Origin of the sequence: Xanthomonas massiliensis (genome assembly GCF_900018785.1) — a bacterium.
Lineage (GTDB): Bacteria > Pseudomonadota > Gammaproteobacteria > Xanthomonadales > Xanthomonadaceae > Xanthomonas_B > Xanthomonas_B massiliensis.
In genome coordinates this window covers 1-3,181 of the sequence record NZ_FCOY01000001.1, presented here as the reverse complement: position 1 = coordinate 3,181, position 3,181 = coordinate 1, and the positions used below count along the sequence as shown (strand labels likewise).

At 59.1% G+C, this 3,181-nt stretch carries 3 protein-coding genes; all 3 read right to left on the bottom strand.

What is annotated here, in order from left to right; all coding sequences use genetic code 11:
• Nucleotides 1–245: 245 nt before the first annotated feature.
• Nucleotides 246–974, bottom strand: a complete 729-nt coding sequence (locus BN3794_RS16120; protein WP_147675589.1) for a hypothetical protein — start codon at nt 972–974, stop codon at nt 246–248.
• A complete protein-coding gene (locus BN3794_RS15665; protein WP_078059475.1) occupies nt 964–2,328 on the bottom strand; it encodes an N-acetylmuramidase domain-containing protein in 1,365 nt (454 codons plus the stop codon). The genes BN3794_RS16120 and BN3794_RS15665 overlap by 11 nt, the downstream gene beginning before the upstream one ends.
• Nucleotides 2,328–3,181: DUF2345 domain-containing protein (locus tag BN3794_RS00005; protein ID WP_147675588.1), on the bottom strand; the 854-nt coding region annotated here is incomplete at its 5' end. The genes BN3794_RS15665 and BN3794_RS00005, both read right to left, overlap by 1 nt.

The following is a 3,181-nucleotide window of genomic DNA, read 5'->3' as shown; positions in this document are numbered from 1 at the left end:
GCATGGTCGTGGGCAGCCTCCTCGCCCGCCAGGCCACCGGCATTGGGCACGGCGCCACGCTGCCAATCGAACTGGATGCGCACCTGGTGGTCGCGGTTGGCGGTGACCGCCGCCTCAGGCAGTCCCACCACCCGCGCGGTCTGCAGGCCGGGTGCCGTGGGCCGGTTCACCGGTTCACTCAGCGCCCTTGAGCTGGTTCATTACCGCATCGAGTAAAGCTTAAATATTGACTCCCTCAATGACAGCTACTTACTAAGCCTCGCCCCACAGGCTCTCAATTCCTTTCGCGCATCCGGAATGGTCTCGATCCGGTTGGGATTCTTGAGACAGGTGTCGTCCTGCTCGACCTCGATCCGCCCGTTGCTCTGCTTCAGTCTGAACAGCGAAGTCATGCGTATCCAGCCGGACCCGACCTCGCTGATCTTGCTCGCTGCTTTGCGATCGATCGGAAAGTACTGGAACGTCACAAGAAGCTCGTTTTTCTTCTTGTCGTAAACCCCCATTGCGATGTCCGCATTGCAGAAAACATCGAACGGCTCATCGATTCGAATACGATAAGCTCCGGCCGGTTTGAGATTATCGTCGAGGAATATAAGATGACATGAATCCTTGTACCGCTGCCCTTCTTTGCACATGTAGGTGGGGGCACCCTTGAAATCTGCAGGCGTGCAGGCCTCACCAGGCCTATCCCGGGCCATGAAACGTACGGGTACGATGTAATATTTGATATCGTCGAAATACAACTTAAAGGATAGCCCTTTCTCAGGTCTCCCCATGACGGAATCAGCTGGCGTTATGGCACTAAGCTGCTTCGAATATGCAATTGCGGCCTCCTCCAAGCCTTCCGCCTCCCTAACGGCCGGGCTTACGCTCCGATCGGTATAGAAATTACCATCCAGACGGATATCCGAGCGGGCTGCCCCGGCAACCATCAGCAATGCGATGCCTGCAAGGCCGAAGACGTTACCTGGCATTCTTAATTTCAGCATATGCTTCCCTCATCTTTTCGTCGTACCTGTAGGCCTTATAGCCAGGACCGTTGTAGTTGAACGCTATCGCCGCCCAGTTCTTGGCCTTCACCGCCTCATGAAGGGATATCTCCTTGCCAAGCTTTTTGTTCTTGGGGTTCTTCCAAGCACGCGGTTTGCGACGAATGAACTCTGCCAGCAAGCCGATCTGCGCCGCCTCCGAGGTGCACATTTTAATAATGAACCCATCTATATCGCGTTCACCACACAACTTGAAGTTCGACCCCATGATCTGGAACTTGCCCCAGGAACATGACTTGAGCGCCGCATCCGGAGCCAGGCGATAGGCATTGACCAGACGCAGGTACGAGGATGCATAGTCGCCATACGCATCATCTGCATCCACCCGTCCATCCGACATCTTTGCATCCACCTTTCCTATCAGGCTTTTCTTTCGATACGGCACCGACCAGGAAATATCGGGATGGCCCGAGTCGAATTTCCCGCCCGTTTCGCGACTGAAATAGTGTCGTTCGTACAGAATCGCCGGGACGAGGGCTCCATCGGCCTTGTTCATCCGCCAGAAAGCCGAGCGCCCACCGCTTTCGACTTTGGCGATCGCCCTCAATACTTCCGGCTCGCATTCTATTCTTGCGGCTGTGGCCGCCCATTCCTTCTCGGAAATCTCGCCCCCCTTATAGTTGGCAAACAGATCGAGCAATCCCTGCGGGATGTCGACGCTAACCTGGATGATGGATTGACCTTGCCGGCCCTGTGTTTTCCGGGTCTTCACCGAAGGATTGTTACGGCTTGCCGTACCCGTCGCCGGAACTGGAGGAGGGACCTGCTCGCCAGTATCGGCCTGTTGGATCGGAGGTGACGGCTCCTGTGGTCGTGCCGGGGCCGATGCCGGATGTTTCTCCGTCCTGTCCTTGATGACCACGGCTCCGCTGACCAGCGTCAACAGTTTTCTGCCGTAATCGGAGGTCGTCCTGCAGATGCTCTGCCACTGGCCCTGCAGATCCTGCACCAGCACTTCGACCGCTGATGTCGCACTGCTGGTCACGATCGGCGGCATTCGACCACTGCCTGGAGTGATACCGGAGACTGTTTTCCCATCGAACTTGACCTGGTAGCGAAGATTTTCGACGGGACTGTGCAGGGCATCCAGAAACACGACCTCCAGACCGAAAGCGCTTTTTTCGGACAGATAGAGACTTTGTCCCGGATGGATCAGGTCCGGGTTCTTCAGTCCATTCCATTTCATCAGTTCCCGGACTGAACGACCGGCTCGCTTGGCGATACCTCCAAGCGTATCGCCGCGCTTCACCAGATAGGGATCCGAGATGGCGGCACCCATCACGCATTCTCCGTTTCGTCATCATTGCCGTCAGGAACTGCGACGTCGATGAATTCCTCCACTGCCCAGGACTCTTGCAAACCAACTGCATAACTCAGCTCGCTGGATTCCTCGGTTGCGAAGCTTCGCGTAAAAAAGACGTCCTGAGGCAGTGTTTCGCTTTCCAGTGCAGTCTTGTCTTGATATGCCCGCACCTGCTTCATGGAAAACGGGAGCCATTGCATTGGAAAGTCCAATAACCCGATCGACTGGCTGAACATGCCCCGCGTCAAGGTTGCCGGCAGTGCTTCCAATGCAACCGCTCCACTCTCCCCACCCAGGAACGGCTGCTGGCTGGCCTTGACCGTGAACTCCCCCGGGCAGGCGAAGGTGATGTCCCCGGCCTCCAGCGTGATCGCGCTCTGACCGGCCTGCAGCACGATCTTCTGCTGCGCCAGCACTTCGATGCGGGCGTCCGTGGCGGTGATCGTCACGTCCTGGTCGGCCAGCAGTTCCAGTTCGCCGGCGTGGGCCTGCAGGCTCACCGGGCCGGCGGCGGCGATCGCCTTGATCGGGCCGGCCTGGGCGAACAGGCTGGCGTGCCGGCCGGCCACCGCCGACAGGGTCTGGCCCGCTGCCAGGTGGGCGTCGTCCTGCACCGTCCAGTGCATTGCGCCGCCGGCATAGGCCACGCCGCTGTTGGCGCTGGCCAGGGCGATCCGGTCCGGGCTCTCGGCCAGCAACCGCGGCTGCGCCAGCGCCTCCACCGGGGCGTCGCCCGGTGCGCGGCCCGCACCCGGCTTGAACGCGCTCTGGCCGTTGACGCTGCCGCCGTACCTGCCGTCGGCCTCCGGGTCGATCGACTCGCGCAGCG

Bases quoted from the DNA above. Each gene is read 5' to 3' on its own strand.
- BN3794_RS16120 (WP_147675589.1), bottom strand. From the start codon at position 974: ATGCCAGGTAACGTCTTCGGCCTTGCAGGCATCGCATTGCTGATGGTT.
- BN3794_RS15665 (WP_078059475.1), bottom strand. From the start codon at position 2,328: ATGGGTGCCGCCATCTCGGATCCCTATCTGGTGAAGCGCGGCGATACG.